At 44.5% G+C, this 15,651-nt stretch carries 20 protein-coding genes; 8 read left to right on the plus strand and 12 right to left on the minus strand.

Going from position 1 to position 15,651, the window contains the following annotated elements; all coding sequences use genetic code 11:
• Positions 1 to 20: 20 nt before the first annotated feature.
• Both NLZ44_RS11340 and tmk read right to left on the minus strand, forming a co-directional pair.
• Positions 21 to 1,028 carry a DNA polymerase III subunit delta' gene (locus NLZ44_RS11340; RefSeq protein WP_008048691.1) on the minus strand — a complete coding sequence of 336 codons (1,008 nt, stop codon included), beginning with the start codon at positions 1,026 to 1,028 and terminating at the stop codon, positions 21 to 23.
• Positions 1,015 to 1,710 carry a dTMP kinase gene (tmk, locus tag NLZ44_RS11345; RefSeq protein WP_006624998.1) on the minus strand — a complete coding sequence of 232 codons (696 nt, stop codon included), beginning with the start codon at positions 1,708 to 1,710 and terminating at the stop codon, positions 1,015 to 1,017. The genes NLZ44_RS11340 and tmk overlap by 14 nt, the downstream gene beginning before the upstream one ends.
• Before the next feature lie 380 nt (positions 1,711 to 2,090).
• On the opposite strand from tmk, the gene NLZ44_RS11350 reads away from it, so the two are divergent.
• The gene (locus tag NLZ44_RS11350) at positions 2,091 to 2,438 is read left to right on the plus strand and encodes a hypothetical protein (RefSeq protein WP_493752817.1); all 348 of its coding nucleotides are present in this window, start codon (positions 2,091 to 2,093) and stop codon (positions 2,436 to 2,438) included.
• A gap of 90 nt (positions 2,439 to 2,528) precedes the next feature.
• Here NLZ44_RS11350 and psbA read toward each other — a convergent pair whose 3' ends face one another.
• Complete coding sequence (gene psbA / locus NLZ44_RS11355; RefSeq protein ID WP_111893958.1) at positions 2,529 to 3,608, minus strand: photosystem II q(b) protein; 1,080 nt, start codon at positions 3,606 to 3,608, stop codon at positions 2,529 to 2,531.
• A gap of 174 nt (positions 3,609 to 3,782) precedes the next feature.
• Positions 3,783 to 5,339 carry a gamma-glutamyltransferase gene (gene ggt, locus NLZ44_RS11360; protein WP_493752818.1) on the minus strand — a complete coding sequence of 519 codons (1,557 nt, stop codon included), beginning with the start codon at positions 5,337 to 5,339 and terminating at the stop codon, positions 3,783 to 3,785.
• A gap of 168 nt (positions 5,340 to 5,507) precedes the next feature.
• Here ggt and NLZ44_RS11365 point away from each other — a divergent pair, with 168 nt between their 5' ends.
• Together NLZ44_RS11365 and NLZ44_RS11370 are read left to right on the plus strand one after the other, a co-directional pair.
• Positions 5,508 to 6,002, plus strand: a complete 495-nt coding sequence (locus tag NLZ44_RS11365; protein WP_315639034.1) for a DUF4168 domain-containing protein — start codon at positions 5,508 to 5,510, stop codon at positions 6,000 to 6,002.
• Positions 6,003 to 6,077: 75 nt separating this feature from the next.
• Positions 6,078 to 6,566: a DUF4168 domain-containing protein gene (locus NLZ44_RS11370; RefSeq protein ID WP_493752819.1), complete on the plus strand. Its 489-nt coding sequence runs from the start codon at positions 6,078 to 6,080 to the stop codon at positions 6,564 to 6,566.
• Here the strand turns inward: NLZ44_RS11370 and NLZ44_RS11375 are convergent, their stop codons facing one another.
• Positions 6,567 to 7,352, minus strand: coding sequence for a hypothetical protein (locus NLZ44_RS11375; RefSeq protein WP_493752820.1), 786 nt, complete (start codon positions 7,350 to 7,352; stop codon positions 6,567 to 6,569).
• A gap of 136 nt (positions 7,353 to 7,488) precedes the next feature.
• Between NLZ44_RS11375 and NLZ44_RS11380 the strand changes: the two genes are divergently transcribed.
• The gene (locus NLZ44_RS11380) at positions 7,489 to 8,346 is read left to right on the plus strand and encodes a transporter substrate-binding domain-containing protein (protein WP_006625006.1); all 858 of its coding nucleotides are present in this window, start codon (positions 7,489 to 7,491) and stop codon (positions 8,344 to 8,346) included.
• A 56-nt stretch (positions 8,347 to 8,402) separates the two neighbouring features.
• On the opposite strand, the gene NLZ44_RS11385 is transcribed toward NLZ44_RS11380, so the two are convergent.
• From NLZ44_RS11385 to queF, 4 genes are all read right to left on the minus strand, one after another.
• Positions 8,403 to 8,951: a tetratricopeptide repeat protein gene (locus NLZ44_RS11385; RefSeq protein WP_315639041.1), complete on the minus strand. Its 549-nt coding sequence runs from the start codon at positions 8,949 to 8,951 to the stop codon at positions 8,403 to 8,405.
• Positions 8,952 to 9,041: 90 nt separating this feature from the next.
• Positions 9,042 to 9,398, minus strand: coding sequence for a 50S ribosomal protein L20 (rplT, locus tag NLZ44_RS11390; protein WP_006617370.1), 357 nt, complete (start codon positions 9,396 to 9,398; stop codon positions 9,042 to 9,044).
• Between the two features lie 40 nt (positions 9,399 to 9,438).
• Positions 9,439 to 9,636, minus strand: coding sequence for a 50S ribosomal protein L35 (gene rpmI / locus NLZ44_RS11395; protein WP_006617369.1), 198 nt, complete (start codon positions 9,634 to 9,636; stop codon positions 9,439 to 9,441).
• Positions 9,637 to 9,704: 68 nt separating this feature from the next.
• Entirely contained in the window at positions 9,705 to 10,139 is a 435-nt protein-coding gene (gene queF / locus NLZ44_RS11400) for a preQ(1) synthase (RefSeq protein ID WP_035760159.1), read from the minus strand.
• A 144-nt stretch (positions 10,140 to 10,283) separates the two neighbouring features.
• Here queF and NLZ44_RS11405 point away from each other — a divergent pair, with 144 nt between their 5' ends.
• The gene (locus tag NLZ44_RS11405; RefSeq protein WP_315639050.1) at positions 10,284 to 10,868 is read left to right on the plus strand and encodes a hypothetical protein; all 585 of its coding nucleotides are present in this window, start codon (positions 10,284 to 10,286) and stop codon (positions 10,866 to 10,868) included.
• A 93-nt stretch (positions 10,869 to 10,961) separates the two neighbouring features.
• On the opposite strand, the gene speD is transcribed toward NLZ44_RS11405, so the two are convergent.
• Entirely contained in the window at positions 10,962 to 11,402 is a 441-nt protein-coding gene (speD, locus tag NLZ44_RS11410) for an adenosylmethionine decarboxylase (RefSeq protein ID WP_008048675.1), read from the minus strand.
• A gap of 27 nt (positions 11,403 to 11,429) precedes the next feature.
• On the opposite strand from speD, the gene NLZ44_RS11415 reads away from it, so the two are divergent.
• Entirely contained in the window at positions 11,430 to 11,591 is a 162-nt protein-coding gene (locus NLZ44_RS11415) for a hypothetical protein (RefSeq protein WP_216082495.1), read from the plus strand.
• A gap of 15 nt (positions 11,592 to 11,606) precedes the next feature.
• Here NLZ44_RS11415 and NLZ44_RS11420 read toward each other — a convergent pair whose 3' ends face one another.
• Both NLZ44_RS11420 and NLZ44_RS11425 read right to left on the minus strand, forming a co-directional pair.
• Positions 11,607 to 12,662: a pentapeptide repeat-containing protein gene (locus tag NLZ44_RS11420; RefSeq protein WP_008048674.1), complete on the minus strand. Its 1,056-nt coding sequence runs from the start codon at positions 12,660 to 12,662 to the stop codon at positions 11,607 to 11,609.
• A 194-nt stretch (positions 12,663 to 12,856) separates the two neighbouring features.
• The gene (locus NLZ44_RS11425; protein WP_493752821.1) at positions 12,857 to 13,126 is read right to left on the minus strand and encodes a hypothetical protein; all 270 of its coding nucleotides are present in this window, start codon (positions 13,124 to 13,126) and stop codon (positions 12,857 to 12,859) included.
• 370 nt (positions 13,127 to 13,496) lie between these two features.
• Here NLZ44_RS11425 and NLZ44_RS11430 point away from each other — a divergent pair, with 370 nt between their 5' ends.
• Entirely contained in the window at positions 13,497 to 14,549 is a 1,053-nt protein-coding gene (locus tag NLZ44_RS11430) for a glycoside hydrolase family 10-like protein (RefSeq protein ID WP_006670802.1), read from the plus strand.
• Positions 14,550 to 14,763: 214 nt separating this feature from the next.
• Positions 14,764 to 15,606: a glycosyltransferase family 2 protein gene (locus tag NLZ44_RS11435; RefSeq protein ID WP_493752822.1), complete on the plus strand. Its 843-nt coding sequence runs from the start codon at positions 14,764 to 14,766 to the stop codon at positions 15,604 to 15,606.
• The last annotated feature ends 45 nt before the right edge of the window (positions 15,607 to 15,651 follow it).

Below are 15,651 nucleotides of genomic sequence, written 5' to 3' on the forward strand. Positions count from 1 at the left end.
ATGACTGGGTGAAATCATGGTTAAATATTGGCGATCGCCATTAGGGTACACTCCCAGACTAAGCGAGGTTGAACGTAAGCCAGCAGATGTTTTCTCGCCTGTTCTAACTGGTGAAGTAATCCGGGAATTGCTGGTAGACTATTGTTACCGTTAACCCCCGGATTATGGTATTGTTCCCAATAGGAATGTTGCAGATAATCCACTAACCATAACTGAGCCTGAGTGTCAAGAGAACGGCTAATTTCTGCGGCTAATTCGAGAGATTCTCGTAAACTTTGGGGGAGTTTTTTGACTTTGGTTAATAGTTCCGGTGGAATAGTTTGTAATTGTTCCCAACAGGCGATCGCTTGTCCGGGACTACCCTGCGCCATTGCCATGATCTCAGCATGACGGCAAATTTCACCATAACCCTTTTGAGTTAATATCTGAATTATATCAGTATTTGACAGTCTAAAAAAGGGGATTTTGGCACAGCGAGAAACCAAGGTAGATAACAATGAATCCACACTGGGAGCAATTAAAATTAACACGGATTTACCCGGTTCCTCTAGGGTTTTTAATAAACCATTAGCCGCTCCCTCAGCCATAGTTTCCGCCGCCTCTAAAACCACCACAGACCGCAGAGACTCCAAAGCTGGACGGCTGACAAACTGACTAATTTCTCGGACTTGATCAAGGCGAATTTGTGGCGGTGCGCGACGTTTGAGACCAGAGGCGGCGGCTTCGGCTGCTGACAGCAATTTTCCTTGGTGTAAATAGGTGGGTTCTACCCAAAGTAAATCGGGATGATTTCTCATCTTAACTCGATGTTTAATAGATTGTTTGTGTGCGTCTTCCTCGGATGAATTTAGCAGATTTTTGCGACCTTTCTGCAATAATAATTCAATAAAATATTGAGCGGCTAAACTACGACCTACTCCGGGTATCCCGACGAATAAATAAGCGGGAGCGATCCGATTTTGGGCAATAACTCGGCTCAGAAGTTCGATCGCTTGAGGCTGTCCAATTAAATCGCTAAACGCATCCATAATTATTTGAGATTAACCCCCATTCTAGGAGTTTTTGGTTGAGTATATTTTGGATTTGTTGGGTAACACGATCGCGATCGCCATTTCCATCAATAGGGACAATCCGCTGGGGATACATTTTGGCTAGAGTCGCAAATCCCTCAGCAACCCGATAGTGAAATTCTAGATCAGCCTGTTCAATGCGATCGACTTTTTTTCTAGCCTTAATCCGGGTCAGTCCTGCTTCTACAGGAACATTTAACCACAGAGTCAAGTCCGGTACAACACCCCCAGTCGCGATCTGGTTAATTTGATGAATTTGCTGCAAATCTAGTCCCCGACCATATCCCTGATAAGCTAGGGTAGAGTCGGTAAAGCGATCGCATAAAATAATCGTCCCCTGGTCTAACAGCGGTTTAATCAGAGTTTCGATATGTTGTGCGCGGTCCGCCGCATATAATAATAACTCACTGCGATCGCTCAGAGGTTCCCTGATATCATGGTGAAGTAGTAAATCCCGCAAATGCTGACCTAACTGGGTTCCCCCCGGTTCCCGCGTCACTTGAACCCCCCGTTGGTGGAGTTTCCCCCCGGAAGAATGGTTTAACGACAAGCGATCGGCTAACCACGGTTGAATTTGCTGTATTTGCGTAGTTTTACCGCATCCTTCTATACCTTCAAATACAATTAGTTTTCCCGCCATTTTTGTATTTAGAACCTCCCTAGATCTGATTCAGTCATCGCATATTATGGCAGTTTCGTTAATCAAAATCCGAAAATTTTAGCAAATATGGTGGGGATTTTTTACTAAGCCACACCGGAAGCGCTATAATAATCCCGGCTTAATCACCCATCTCTAGGGTTGTGGACCAGAAATGCCAGTGTCTCTGTCAGGGAACCATAAAAACAGTTAGTCAATATAGCACTACAGCTTGTTCACCAGTCGCTTAATACATTGCCCTCACCCTAAATCCCTCTCCCTCTCTGGGAGAGGGACTTTGAGAGGTGATCAGATGATTTCTGAACAGGCTGTAACCTGCTTATTGGTATTAATTAAACTTGGAAATTATCGGGAGTTTTTCGATGGCTCGTTATACGGCTTTTTTTGTGATTGCTATCAATATTGAAGATGCCAGAGAAATATTAATAGATATTATGGAATCTTGCAACCTTGATCTGATTTATCAAACCCCCAGTTCAGTTATTTCCAGGGAGGCGATCGGTCAAGTTTCTATACCTCAATTAGTCACCGTAGAGGTAGTATTTGATACAGCCACCTCCACAGACACAGAAACAAAAATGACTGTGGTTTTTAAAAATGAAGAATTACCCCTACAACCCGATAATCACTGTCGCCAAATGTTTGAATTTGTCAGCCAAATGATTATCGACCATCGCCAGTGGGTATTACTAGAAAGCATTGCACTCTAGTCATTTTAATTTAAGTTAATTTTTACACCAAAAAAGCGCCACCCCAATTGGGGAGACGCTTTGTTTTCTTACCTACAAATTAGCGACAAATTAGCCGATTTTAGGAGCAACTAAATTGACAGGTGTAGACTCAGTAGAAGCCAAATCTAACGGGAAGTTGTGAACGTTACGTTCGTGCATAGCTTCAATGCCTAAATTAGCGCGATTAATCACATCAGCCCAAGTATTCAGGACTTTACCCTGGGAATCTAAAACCGAGTGGTTAAAATTAAACCCATTCAGGTTGAAAGCAAAACAAGCTACTGCTAAAGATGCAAACCAGATGCCAACAACAGGCCATGCACCTAAGAAAAAGTGTAAAGCGCGACTGTTGTTAAAAGAAGCATACTGGAAAATCAAACGACCAAAGTAACCGTGAGCAGCTACAATGTTATAAGTTTCTTCTTCTTGTCCAAAGCGATAACCCCGGTTTTGGCTTTCAATTTCAGTGGTTTCACGTACTAAAGAAGATGTCACCAGAGAACCGTGCATAGCTGAGAAAAGAGCGCCACCAAAGACACCAGCTACTCCCAGCATATGGAAGGGGTGCATTAAAACATTATGCTCTGCTTGCAGCACTAACATAAAGTTAAATGTGCCAGAAATCCCCAGCGGTAAACCATCAGAAAAAGAACCTTGACCGATAGAATAAACTAACAGTACCGCCGTCGCAGCAGCTACAGGAGCGCTATAAGCAACAGCAATCCAAGGACGCATTCCTAACCGATAAGACAGTTCCCACTCACGACCCATATAGCAAAAAATGCCGATTAGGAAGTGGAAAACAATCAACTGGTAGGGGCCGCCGTTATAAAGCCATTCATCAATATTTGCCGCTTCCCAGATGGGATAAAAGTGCAACCCAATCGCATTAGAACTGGGTACAACAGCGGCGGTGATGATGTTATTGCCGTACAACAGAGAACCGGAAACGGGTTCGCGGATGCCGTCAATATCCACAGGAGGTGCAGCTACAAAAGCTAACACAAAACAGATGGTGGCAGTTAGCAAGGTAGGGATCATCACAATACCAAACCAACCTACATAAAGGCGGTTATTGGTAGATGTTACCCAAGTGCAAAACTGTTCCCAAACATTGAGATTTTCCCGTTGCTGTAAGGTAGTGGTCATATCAAATATGATTGCGTTATTGAGTTTTCGAGGTACATATCCGGTAGTTGTTTTTCTACCGTGTCTGTAATATCTCACACTTAACTCATATATGTCAAGCGTTTTATGACTATTTAGTTATATATTTAATCTGATAAAACTGATGATACCCATAAGTTTTGCTTATAAATTGCCCTAAATCCCTAAACTCACGCCACTGCGTCGGATATCCCCAGTTCCTAAAATAGTCCCATCAGCATTAGTGGCGACTCCATTAACTCCACCAAAAAACATATTCCGTTCCCCCCATTGGACAATTTCGCTATGGTCCGCAAGTTGCAGATGATTAATCTCGGTTTGATTAAAACCGGGTTCGATATCAAAACGATAATTCTCCCAATGGACACGGGGACGATTAACGGCGGCGGCTAAGGACATCCCAAAATCGAGATAATTGGAGATTACTTGCAAAATGGCGGTGCGAATACGATTAGACCCGCCAGACCCGATCACCATCTCTAAACGATCGCCATCTAAAATCAAAGTAGGAGCCATCATCGAGGATAGTCGCACATTTTCCCGCCACTCGTGGAAGCCGTGGGGGTTCAAATCTTCCTCACCCAACATATTATTAATCATAATCCCGGTCCCCGGAATCATATAACCCGACCCCTCCCCGTTAGAAGTAGTAACACTAGCCGCATTCCCCTCACTATCCACAACACTAATATGAGTCGTACTCCCCCACTTATTCACCGTCTCCTGTAATTCTTGTAGATAGGGTTGTAGATGTTCTCGGGACAGGAACTCAGCAGCCATATTCTGTTCATGAAGGCGATCGTCAAACCCCTGTTTTCTAACAGTATTAGTTAATCTCATTACATCCGCTAACATACGGAGATGCCGACAACTACCAAACTCCAGATTAGCAACTTCAATTCCCGACAGCAGTTCCAACCCCAAGCCAATCAGCGTTCCCCCGGAACTGGGAGGCGGATTAGTCAAAATCTGTTTTCCCCGATAACCAATTCTTAACGGTTGGCGTTCAATCACCCGATACCGTCTCAAATCTTCCTCAGTCAAATAGCCACCCCCCTGCTGACAATCAGCCACCAATTGCCGAGCAATTTCCCCCTGATAAAACTCCTCAAATCCCTGTTGCACCAGATATTCCAGAGTATTCGCTAGATTTTTCATAACTATTCGTTCACCAGCTTGGAGAATCGAGCCTTGGGGAGCATAAATTTCCCGACCTTCCGGGGAACTCAATAAAATGGACGAGAGAATCGGGTTAAAAGTATAGGCTTGGAAAGTATTAATTTCTAAACCATTTCTAGCCAAATTAATCGCGGGTTCAGCCACTACCTTTAAAGGCAGTTTTCCTAGGGTCTGGTGAACCTTAAACACCCCAGCCGCCACACCCGGAACAGCCATAGAACCCAAACCAATATGAAATTCCTGAACACTGCCACCAAAATTGACATCAACCGGGTAAAAATCTACTTGACTTTTTAATTGTTTAATGCTTGGTGTTTGTGTAAAGAAATCAAATAAAATATTCTGATTGGTGTGGGTGTGAGCCAACAGGAAACCTCCCCCACCTAGGGAAGTTAACCCGGGTTCAGCCACACAAGCAGCCAGCATGGACGCGACGGCCGCATCAAAAGCATTACCCCCCAGGGGGAACATTGCTAACCCAGCTAGTGCGGTTTCTTGATGGCCGGCTGCGACGACACCATTTAGTTTCTGCATATTTGAGGAACTTCTGATCTACAAAATAATTCAAAATAATTATGCTGTGTTATAGCCTGATCCTGTTCGGATTCTTAGAATTCTGGGGCAGGTGTTGGCTATGTCTAAATACAACTTCCCCTTAGTGAGGGGTGATTAATGCTTGTTGCTGCTTGGAGACGCGGATATATGAATTCTTGGCTGGCTTCTGTCTATAATCCCATGAGCCGAAAAGGGTTACAAACACTTTTGGTCGGTATTTTCGCGGTGTTTGGAGTCCTTAGCGGAGTGGTCCCGGACTTGTTGTCCCCTACAGGTCGGTCAGGGACTTTCGCTCACGCACAGCAAGGCCCTAATATTACTGATGATGAAATTCGCAATTATGCCCGTGCCGTTTTATTGATTGAACCTAGGCGCAAACAGGCCTATGATGAGATTAGGGGAATTGCAGGGGGTACGGTTCCAGAGGTGATCTGTAGCGATCGCCGCCGTATTAATAGCTTGAATCGAGATTTAAGGGCGATCGCCGTTAATTATTGCAATCTGGCTAAAGATTTTATTGAACAGCACAATCTAACCATTAATCGATTTAACGAGATTACTCGATTACAACAAGATAACCCACAACTGCAACGGCAAATTCAGGCAGAGTTACTTCGTCAACAGCGTAGTAACGGCAACTAATTCTATATTACTCCCCTAAGCATTTTAGGGGAATTTGTGTTATTTATTTATTACTTTACGGAGTAACCAACTACTATGAAACTACTACATCATGGGCATTTACATCGGCTACTCATTCAGTCCACTGCCATCACTATTTTATCTAGTGTCGGACTGGTGACGGGGTGGGTTCCTAATTTAACGGCTCCATCCCTAACCGCGAGTTTTAGCACCACCGCTAGAGCCGGAAATCCTACCTTTACTAATCAGGAGATTACCAGCTACGCTCAAGCAGCGATCGCGCTAGAATCCAGACGGCATCAGGCGGTTGAGGAAATTAAAAGAATTGTCGGACAAGTGCCGCGCATTGTCTGTGACGAGCCGACTAGCATTAATATGCTACCTGGAAATGCTCCCCAAATTGCGGTTAGCTACTGTGACCAAGCCAAACGCATTATTGAAAGCAAAGGATTAACTGTTAGTCGCTTTAATGAAATCACCCGCCATCAACAATCTGATAGCCGATTCCGAGAGCGCATTCAAGCGGAAATTCTCCGAATTATGCAATCTCCTGATGCACAATAGTTAGGAATTGGGGATTCTGCGACTGTGTTGTATTATCCCCATCAACAACTGATTGGCGATCGCATAAATTCCCCTCCATTCATCTCGGCGGATTTTGCGTAAATAAAACCAAGTCCCTCGATACAAATCGACCAAACGCCGACCGCGATACTCTTTTTGAATGCCACCCGGATCAAGTCGGATACCCTCAAGGCTATAGTTATTTAAGTTTAAGGGGTTGAGTTTAGTCAACCCTTCTTTCTCCGCAAATTCTTGATATGTTAAACCTTCGCGATTACATAACCTCGATTTCTCATCATCAATCCACTCACTCACCACCCAATTTTTACTCGCAAATAAAAACTCAGCCATATCTTTTGTTACCCCACAATATTTTAAACGAATCCCCACCGGAATTTCACCCCAGGGACCATGAACCCATATAAAATCGGGGTCAAAAAATGCTTTAAATGCTATCGGTTCTGCCCCATTTATGGTGATTTTTGCCACTCTACCCACCATCCCACAACCGATAATTTTAGCAGTGATATTTATCGATTTTTCCGAGTCTTTATCAAGACAATTTATCCAAAAATTAACAGTAAAATTAGTGGTGTTAATCAGCCGGACATAAATTGCCAAGCCATCCAGAAACGCCCTAATTTCGGATACCCCCAAGCCTCTATCAGGGTCTAAATAAGAGGCGATCGGTTCCCCAAAGTATAACTTATTGGTACCCGTTTTTAGACAAAACTCCTGGCAGAGCTGATAAAATCTATAGGGTGAGATTAATTCAGTTTGTGCCATAACTATGATCGACCCTAACATCCCCTGATGACAGTTCAAAATCCCCACTCTCCCCTCTAATAATTCCTGGTTGAACACAGGGTAAGCTATATTTCTGAGTGAACTTCTGTTAACAAATGTCCACTACATTGATTTTATGAGAAATATCATCCGGGTTTTGCTGACCCTAACTCTGTGTAGCCTATTTCCCCTAAATGCGATCGCCGGAACCGTCCTCGAAGACATCAGAAGAACAGGTATTCTCAAAGCCGGAGTTAGACAAGATGCCGCTCCCTTGGGTTATCTGTCTCCAGAAACTGGAGAATGGGAAGGGTACTGTATCCAACTCATGGAACTTCTAGCTAGTCGCCTCACCCAACAACTACAACTTAATCAACCCGTCCAAGTCCAACTGCTACAGTCCACCCTCGAAAATCGGGAGTCTATCGTCGCTGATGGAACCGTCCACCTAGAATGTGGCCCCAACACTGTCACCCGCACCCCTCCACCTGGGATAGTCTATTCCGATCGCTTTATCGCCACAGGAAATCACCTATTAGTTGCCGCAGATAATCAAACCTTAATCAACCCAGATGGTGCCATGGAAAACATCATTATTGGTGTACTTCCTAACACCCTTACCCAGCGATTTATCAGCAGTCGTTATTCCCTAGCTCAAATCGTGCAATATCATGGCACATCAGGCCGCGCCGATGCCGTGCGCGATGTTCTTAATCGGGAAATCAACGCCTTCGCCAGTGATGGTTTATTGCTAATTGGGGAAGTGTTGCGCCAACCAGATATTAACCCCCAAGACTATGCCATAATCCCCCAACAACCGCTAACCTGTGAGTTCTACGGCATGATCGTACCCGAAGGAGACATCGCCTGGTTAAATACCATCAACTCATTGATTTTAGTTGAGGAAACCCTGGAAATTCTCCAAAGTCTCTATGGTCGCGACTCCGCCTATGTAGCCACCACACAAGCCGCCTTAGAAAAGTGTACCCGTTAGCTAATCACTTAGCTTTCATCAACCCTCCTCTTCACCCAGGGGAGGGTCGGGGAATGTTATTGAGCAGTTTCCGAAGTGGGAATACCTAATCGTTTCCGTAAAGACTCAGCGCGACGTTTAGCAATTTGATTATTGGGTTCTAAACTCAGAGACTTTTCGTAGGCTTCTAAAGCCTGAGAAGTCAGCTTTTTGCGTTCGTAAGCATAACCTAGATTATTGCAAGCCGTCGCATATTCAGGAGTTAGCTTTAATGCTTCCTTATAATTACGAATCGCGATATCGTATTCTTCCTTAGCAAAGTGAGCATAACCCAAGGCATTATAAATCATGGCTATGTTCTCCGGCGACTCCTCTTCCTCTACTGCTTTCAGAGCTTTTTGCAAAACAGCGATCGCCTGAGAATACAAATTTTTATCATTATAAATACAGCCTAATTGGTAATATTCCTGAGCTGTTCCTTTACCCTGAGAAAGCTCCTGTTGCAATTGCGACATCTTACTCTCAACTTCGCGAGTTCGGAAAATCTGACGCACAATAAAAAAGCCAGAACCCGACAAAAAAACCAGCAGTAATACCAGATAAACAACTGCGAGATTACTATCCATTTTTAATCTTAAATTACCAATTTTATCCTACCTTGAAGAAGGATAGAATTATCTCCATCCTTCGTTCAAAGTTTACCAAGTGAAAATCCCCTAGGATTGAGCTTGAGCAGCTTTAGCGACCACTTTTTCAAAGGTATCTGGGTCAAGAACTGCCATTTCCGCCAGCATCTTGCGATTGATTTCAATGTCAGCTTTTTTCAAATTTCCCATCAGTTGACTATAACTGATGCCGTGAACTCTAGCAGCGGCATTAATCCGGGTAATCCACAGGCGGCGGAAGTCGCGCTTGCGTTTCTTTCTATCCCGATAGGCGTTACGCAGCGCCTGCATAACCCGCTGATTAGCAATTCGGAAATTTTTGGATTGAGAGCCGCGAAATCCTTTGGCAAGTTTCAGAATTTTTTTGCGACGTTTACGGGCAACATTACCACGTTTAACTCGTGTCATTGTTGTTTTTCCTTAAAATTGAGTTGATCGAACTATAACGTTACAAATACGGCATCATTAGACGCACGTTTTCTGCATCGCGCTCATCGACAATAGCCGTTTTTGACAAACGGCGCTTGCGAGTTGCACTTTTGTGTTGTAGCAGGTGACTCTTAAAAGCCTTGCGGCGTGCGAGTTTGCCGCTTCCCGTTACCTTAAAGCGCCTAGCGGCTGATTTACGAGTTTTGAGTTTGGGCATGAAATGGCTGGAATTCGACACAAGCTATAATTATAGCATTTGCTGGGATTCATGAGAAGGAAAATTCATCAACTTTCCGGATGTTGTTTATGATGATGCACCTCAACGACGGTGTGAACATTACCTCTGGGGTTAAAGTCGCCTTTGATGTGAACTGACAGGGGGTCACAGGCGGCTACAAAGTCATCAAGGATCTGGTTAACTGATTCCTCATGGGATATGTAGCGATCGCGATAACTGTTAATATAGAGCTTGATGGACTTTAACTCTACCACCGACTGATCAGGCACATAGGTTAAATCAATGGTGGCAAAATCTGGATATCCAGAAAACGGACACTTACAGGTAAACTCCGGTAACACTATGTTAATTTGATAGCTGCGTCCGGGTCGGGGATTGGGGAAGGTGATTAACTGTCCCTCAGTAATCTGTCTCTCACCATATTTAAGTTCTGTATTAGTAACCGATTCAGTCTCAGAGGATTTTACCTGGGAGTTACTCATATTCGCATCAACAATGAACAACCAATTGCGATCGCCCATTTCCTTGACTAAATGACCCGTGGTTGGTCTAATAGCAATATCATCAAGGCGATCGCCATTTAACTAATCCCGTTGATCATACCCCAAAGTTTATCCATAACAGCCATGTCAAATCCTATACAAAATTCTACAGCCTCCAACCCCACCCCACCCGAAGGCGGAAATAGTAGTTATTCACCCTCAGTCCCCATATCCCTATATCGAGAGGTGACAGCGGAATTACAGGGGTCTCAAAACCTAATCAATTCCCTGAGAACCCAAAATCAACAACTTCTCGAAGAAAATCAAAATTTGCGCCAAGAACTTAATCATGTAGTTCAGGCGGCCAATCAATTCTATCTAGCCGTTGAATCAGTCCAAGGGAAAAACCAGATCCCATCGATGGGAGTTCCCCCTGTCAATCCTAGCTTTAGTGTTAATCCCGTCTCGCCGCCACCGAACTTTTATGAACAGCCGACAACCGAGACTCCCCAACCAGATCTAGTCTTTCCCCCAACCAGCGACGGGCCAGACATCCCGCCGCCCCAATTTACCGAGGAACCAGAAGGACGACTGCGACCCGCATCAAGACCCGATAGAGGCGAATTAAGTGGGGTCTGGCTAATTGTTTCCATCGCCCTAATTGTAGTAGCCGCCTTTGGTATGGGCTATTGGGTAGTTCGTCCCCTGTTGCAGCAACAAGGGCGCTAATCGTTGATGAACCGGACAATCAGACCCAAATCAGACCCAAATTCCACGATCGCAGATGACTAAAGATCGTGGAATTTTCTAGGTGGCGATCGTCTAACGACCAGCAAAACTGGTTTCTGGGAAAGCCGTCAAATTAGTGGCTGGTGAGGTTTCAGAAACACTAACCGAGGAAGTATCAAGACTGACTGAAGGTTCAAAACCGCGCTCAAACTCACGTCTATTGACCTCACCCGCTTGTAGTGCAGTTTCCAAATGTTCAGCAGCTTTGCGAGGATTACCACGGCCACAGAAAAACAGATCAGCCGCAAAATAGCCATACTCAGGCCAGGTGTGAATAGCAATGTGTGATTCAGCCAAGGTAGCTGTTGCCGTCACTCCGTGGGGGCTAAATTGATGCACACAAAAGTCAATCAGGGTCGCTTCTCCTGCGGTGACTGCATCGAGTATAGCAGTGCGGATACGTTCAGGGTCATTTAAAAGATATGCAGGACAATGCCAAGCGTCAATGACCAGATGGGTTCCCAATTGTTTCATGCTGCGCGGTTTTACCTCCACCCTTAAATGGTCTCAAACTTTTTCAGTCTATCACATCAGTTAAATTGCGATCGCACCATTACAAAATCCTGTCGTTCCCTCTTAATCCCTCTTAACTCTGAGATACGGCGATCGCCTAGGGGCGCGCCTGGGCAGTTCCCCGAAGCCGCCCCCGGACCTCTCCTCTAGGAGAAGGCGATCGAGCTATTGGTGGGTAGCCCCATTAGGAAGAATAGTTCCTTCCATAGTAGTATGATCCAAATTAGCCACACTCAAACTCGCCCCAATCAGATTCGCCTGATTCAGGTTAGCCCCCGCCAAATTCGCCCCCCGTAGTGAAGTCAGTAGCAGTCCAGCACCACAAAGATTAGCATCAGTCAGGTTAGCCAAGCGCAGATCAGCTTCTAACAAGTTAGCCCCCGCCAAATTCGCCCCCGTTAAATTCGCCCCCCGTAAATCAGCTTTACTGAGATTAGCCAACCGTAGATCAGCGGATTGTAACGTTAAGCCATTGAGGTTAGCCCCCGTCAAATTCGCCCCCGTCAAATTCGCCCCCGTCAAATTCGCGCCATTGAGGTTAGCCCCCGTCAAATTCGCCCCCGTCAAATTCGCCCCCGTCAAATTGGCAATACAGAAATTACTATTTTGTATAACTGACTCACTCAAATCAGCCCCCGTCAAATTCGCCCCACTCAAATTTCCTTGATTTAAGTGAACCCGGATCAGAGTAGCCCCCGTTAAATTCGCCCCACTCAAATCTATCTCACTAAGAATAGAGCGGTTTAAATTAGCTCCCGTCATGTGCGCCCCACTGAGAACAGATCGAGTCAGGGTCGCCCCAACCAAAATAGCATCAGTCAGTTGAGAACCATTCAGCAGACAAGTTCCAATCAAACTTGCTCCCGTGAGGTTAACCCCTGTTAAATTAACCTGAGACAAAATCGCCCCGCTCAAACTCGCCCCACTCAGGTCAGCTTGATGCAAAACTGTTTCCGTCATAGTAGCCCCGGTCAAATTCGCATCAATCAAAACCGCCATTGATAGATCCGCATAACTCAACTGAGATCTACTCAGGTTCGCACCAATCAAGCGGGTATGAACCATCAGGGCTTCTGACAAATTCGCCCCGCTCAAGTTGATCCGATTTAGGGTAACTTCATTGAAAATTGCTGCCACTAGGGAGATATCGCTAAAGTTTCGCTCCCCTTGGGCATATCGAGTTAAAAGTTTATTAACAGTAACCGTTTTAGGCTTGCTCATACAAAAGGAATAATTGACTAACTCTATTGGAATAGAAATTGAAAAGGGATATTTTCCATGAACTCCAACCGAAAAAGCTCATAGAATATGCGGGTGAACTGATGGTTAACAACAAAAAGATCTACTCGCCCCGGAGTCGATACCCACAGGCTACCTGCTGACCGCCTCAGAAGGCTTTAGCTAATTGCCCCCATTCAGCTTGTATCACCAGCCACCATCCCATAATGTTCCTGGGAAGCTAAAGATACTAGGACTAAATCAAGGTGCCAGGGTTCGGAAGTCTTAGATGACAGGAGAAGATATACTCGCCAAAACTGACCCCCATCGTGGTGGTTATGGGGATAGGCGATCGCCTCAATAATCCAGGATTTGATGATTTTAGCTAACAACACATTTGGCTGATGATTGGGAAAACCCTTAACCCATCGCCAACCTACAGCGGACGGATCCCTTGCAACTCCCATAAAGTGTGTATTCCTTACCCCAATACCCAGGTCAAACTCTGATTTAACCTAAGACAGGAGCACCCATCTGGGGAATTAGTCGATTTATGCTATTAACTTTGATGCAGCAGCAGCCAGAACATTTAGGACATCCACTGTCCTGAAACCTGGGAGGTGGACTCTTTTGAACCCCTATTCCCTGTTCCCTATTTCCTGTTTGCTGCTATACATTGTTAAAATTCCCCCTTAACTAAAGATAATAGCTGAGGGATATACTGAGCAAGACTGCCCTCAAATCAATTTGAGAAATGGGGAACAGTCTACGGATTGGCGGGTTCATTCCCCGAAAATCCTCAATGTGAAAACCAAGTTACTGGCAACCGGAGGGACTATGGAAGTTCGTGGGATTTGGCTAACTACTACCGATAGCAGGGTTCTCTACTCTAGGGCGACTATTGCTGAAGCAATGGACTTTTTAGCCGACACAGGCTTTAATGTCGTGTTTCCAGTGGTTTGGAATAAAGGGGTTACTCTCTATAAATCTCAGGTGATGAGCCAAAAATTTGGCGTTGAGATTGATTTTTATGTTCGCGGACGTGACCCTCTCGCCGAAGTGATTGAGGAAGCCCATCGCGTCGGACTCAAGGTGATACCCTGGTTTGAGTATGGGTTTGCTAGTTCCTATCAACAGAATGGGGGCCGCATCCTTAACCAAAAACCTAACTGGTCGGCGATTAATTCGCAGGGGGGTATGGTGGTGAAAAATGGCTTTGAGTGGATGAATGCCTTTGATAGCGAAGTTCAGGACTTTATTATGAGTCTGATTTTGGAGGTCGTCCGTAAATATAATATTGATGGCATTCAAGGCGATGATAGACTCCCCGCGTTACCTTCGGAAGGGGGATATGATCAGCAAACGGTGCAGCGTTATGTCAAAGAGTTTGGTCGTCAACCTCCCCTACATCATAAGGACTCTCAATGGCTACAGTGGCGCGCTAATATTCTCACGGATTTTCTGGCGCGCATTAAACGAGAGGTTAAGGCTATTAAACCCAATTTGATTGTTTCTATGTCTCCTAGTGTTTATAGTTGGGGATTAAATGAATACCTCCAGGATTATATTGCTTGGATTGACCGCGATTTGGTAGATATGATTCACCCGCAACTTTACCGCCGCAATTTTTGGAGTTATAAGGGGTTGGTTGATCAGTTGGTTGATGTTCAATTCCGAGATTGGCAATTGCCTAAATTGTCCCCAGGAGTTTTGATTAAAGTGGGGTCCTACCGAATTAGTGCCGATGAACTTTTAAAGTCTATTGACTACAACCGACATCGCGGCGTGAAAGGGGAGGTTTTATTCTTTTATGAAGGACTCCGGGAAAATAATGATGAGTTGGCTAAAGCACTCCGCCGAGGACCTTATGCTACTCGGGCTCGTTTGTAGATGATATTGACTTAAAAAAAACTGGCTATTTTAAGCAGAGATGACGCTATTTTGTGACGGCTTATTATGGGGATATTTAACCATAATTAAACGCTGTAACTTTAACTGCCTCTCTGTTTGATGATAGCTGCTGCTATTCCTTCGCCTAGATGAGAGGGGGTTGATGGCTCTCCTGGTTGGTAAATATATGGTAATTAATTGTTAGGATTTGGTCATGTATGATAGCGGGGAAGTCACCAGAGACACTCCCTTAGTTAGTGTGTGTGTTCCCACCTACAATGGGGAGAGGTTTGTGGCTGAGGCTATTTCTACTGTTTTATATCAAACTTATCCCGGAATTGAGTTGATTATTTCTGATGATGGTTCGACAGATGAAACTGTGACGATCGCTAATTTTTTTCGGGAAAATTCATCTCTGGAAATTCGAGTAATTACTAATCAGAATCAGCGGGGAATTGCTGGGAATTGTAATCATTGTATTACTCAGGCTCAGGGTAAATATATTAAGTTCCTATTTCAAGATGATTTGTTGGCTCCAGAATGCCTAGAACAAATGGTTGGCTTGGCTGAAACTTACCCGGAAATATCCTTAGTATTTTCCCGGCGAGAAATGTTTTTTAACCAAGGGGCAGAAAGTGACCCATATCTAATCATGGTTTATCAGGATTTCCAGGATTTGGCGGCGGGTTGGTCTCAATTAAAACCTGTGCAATGGGGTAGAGATTTATTGTCAGACCCGCGATTATTTGAACATCCCATTAATAAAATTGGCGAACCCACTACGGTTTTACTCCGTCGGGAAGTATGCGATCGCTTAGGAGGATTTGACCCCCATTTAAACCAATTAGTTGATTTAGATTTATGGTGGCGAATTATGGCAGAATATCAGGTGGGTTTTATTGATGAAACTTTATCTTATTTTCGGCTACATCAGCATCAAAAAACATATCAAAATATCCGGGAAGGGACAGATACAGATATTAACTTTTTTGCCAAGGTTTCCTCTCACCCAGACTATGATTTTTTGCCCTTAAACATCAGGCAAAAACTACATTAAACCTGACCAGTTACATCAATCATCAGTCCCTCTCACCTCACGGGA

This window comes from Arthrospira sp. PCC 9901 (assembly GCF_059013425.1).

Bases quoted from the DNA above. Each gene is read 5' to 3' on its own strand.
- NLZ44_RS11340 (WP_008048691.1), bottom strand. From the start codon at position 1,028: ATGGATGCGTTTAGCGATTTAATTGGACAGCCTCAAGCGATCGAACTT.
- tmk (WP_006624998.1), bottom strand. From the start codon at position 1,710: ATGGCGGGAAAACTAATTGTATTTGAAGGTATAGAAGGATGCGGTAAA.
- NLZ44_RS11350 (WP_493752817.1), top strand. From the start codon at position 2,091: ATGGCTCGTTATACGGCTTTTTTTGTGATTGCTATCAATATTGAAGAT.
- psbA (WP_111893958.1), bottom strand. From the start codon at position 3,608: ATGACCACTACCTTACAGCAACGGGAAAATCTCAATGTTTGGGAACAG.
- ggt (WP_493752818.1), bottom strand. From the start codon at position 5,339: ATGCAGAAACTAAATGGTGTCGTCGCAGCCGGCCATCAAGAAACCGCA.
- NLZ44_RS11365 (WP_315639034.1), top strand. From the start codon at position 5,508: ATGAATTCTTGGCTGGCTTCTGTCTATAATCCCATGAGCCGAAAAGGG.
- NLZ44_RS11370 (WP_493752819.1), top strand. From the start codon at position 6,078: ATGAAACTACTACATCATGGGCATTTACATCGGCTACTCATTCAGTCC.
- NLZ44_RS11375 (WP_493752820.1), bottom strand. From the start codon at position 7,352: ATGGCACAAACTGAATTAATCTCACCCTATAGATTTTATCAGCTCTGC.
- NLZ44_RS11380 (WP_006625006.1), top strand. From the start codon at position 7,489: ATGAGAAATATCATCCGGGTTTTGCTGACCCTAACTCTGTGTAGCCTA.
- NLZ44_RS11385 (WP_315639041.1), bottom strand. From the start codon at position 8,951: ATGGATAGTAATCTCGCAGTTGTTTATCTGGTATTACTGCTGGTTTTT.
- rplT (WP_006617370.1), bottom strand. From the start codon at position 9,398: ATGACACGAGTTAAACGTGGTAATGTTGCCCGTAAACGTCGCAAAAAA.
- rpmI (WP_006617369.1), bottom strand. From the start codon at position 9,636: ATGCCCAAACTCAAAACTCGTAAATCAGCCGCTAGGCGCTTTAAGGTA.
- queF (WP_035760159.1), bottom strand. From the start codon at position 10,139: ATGAGTAACTCCCAGGTAAAATCCTCTGAGACTGAATCGGTTACTAAT.
- NLZ44_RS11405 (WP_315639050.1), top strand. From the start codon at position 10,284: ATGTCAAATCCTATACAAAATTCTACAGCCTCCAACCCCACCCCACCC.
- speD (WP_008048675.1), bottom strand. From the start codon at position 11,402: ATGAAACAATTGGGAACCCATCTGGTCATTGACGCTTGGCATTGTCCT.
- NLZ44_RS11415 (WP_216082495.1), top strand. From the start codon at position 11,430: ATGGTCTCAAACTTTTTCAGTCTATCACATCAGTTAAATTGCGATCGC.
- NLZ44_RS11420 (WP_008048674.1), bottom strand. From the start codon at position 12,662: ATGAGCAAGCCTAAAACGGTTACTGTTAATAAACTTTTAACTCGATAT.
- NLZ44_RS11425 (WP_493752821.1), bottom strand. From the start codon at position 13,126: ATGGGAGTTGCAAGGGATCCGTCCGCTGTAGGTTGGCGATGGGTTAAG.
- NLZ44_RS11430 (WP_006670802.1), top strand. From the start codon at position 13,497: ATGGAAGTTCGTGGGATTTGGCTAACTACTACCGATAGCAGGGTTCTC.
- NLZ44_RS11435 (WP_493752822.1), top strand. From the start codon at position 14,764: ATGTATGATAGCGGGGAAGTCACCAGAGACACTCCCTTAGTTAGTGTG.